The sequence below is a fragment of the Burkholderia sp. E168m23 genome, from assembly GCF_016586125.1.
Taxonomy (GTDB): domain Bacteria; phylum Pseudomonadota; class Gammaproteobacteria; order Burkholderiales; family Burkholderiaceae; genus Burkholderia; species Burkholderia orbicola.
In genome coordinates, this window is sequence record NZ_BCPP01001553.1 from 1 (window position 1) to 851 (window position 851).

At 66.5% G+C, this 851-nt stretch carries 1 pseudogene; it reads right to left on the reverse strand.

The features are described from left to right. Window positions 1-62 precede the first annotated feature (62 nt). Window positions 63-749 (reverse strand): annotated as a pseudogene (locus JMF90_RS38845) (alpha/beta fold hydrolase); the annotation flags it as partial. Window positions 750-851 lie beyond the last annotated feature (102 nt).

The window sequence follows — 851 nt, forward strand, 5'->3', positions numbered from 1 at the left end:
GCGTCGGCGCGCGAAGGCCCCGTAATAACTTCGTATAGCATACATTATACGAAGTTATACGAGTTCAGCCGCGCGTCGTCGTCGGCATAAGCCGGCGTGCCTGGCGCGAAGCCCCAGCGCTGCCGGTACGAATGCAGCACGACGTCGATCCAGTCGGGTCCGTCGAACGCGGCGGCCGCCGCGTCGAAATCGCTGTCGCGATACCAGCCCGGCGGCGACCACGTATCCCACATCAGGCGCGCGAACGCGCGGCGGTCGTCGCGCAGCGCCTGCTCGCCGCGCGGCGTCGCCATGAACCAGTGATACCAGTAGTTGCGCGCCTGCTGCAGCGACAGCGGCTGGGCGGGATCGTTGGTGCCGTAGCCGACCGACAGCATCACGAGCTGCGAGGCAACACCGTCGCGTAGCCCGCATGCGTTCGCGGCCGCGCGGGCGCCCCAGTCGTGTCCGACCAGCACGGGCCGCTCGATACCGAGCACATCGACGAATTCGAGCAGGTCGCGCCCGAGCGCGGCGAGCTGGCCGCTGCGCGGCACGGACGCGTCACGAAAGCGCGTCGGCGCGAAGCCGCGCAACGCAGGGGCGAGCACGCGGTAGCCGCGTGCGGCGAGCGCCGATGCCACCGCCTCCCAGCCGACCGGGCTGTCCGGCCAGCCGTGCAGCAGCACGGCCACGCGTTCGCCGCGCGGATTCCATTCGAGATAGGCAATGTCGAGCGACGCGGTCGTCGCATGCGCATAGGTCGTCATCGTGTACTCCGTGAAGTCACCGTGAACCTACGATGGTAGGTCGGTCTTTTCATCACAATTCACGGAGTATCATGATTCATTCTTCAATTCTTGCGTTGAATC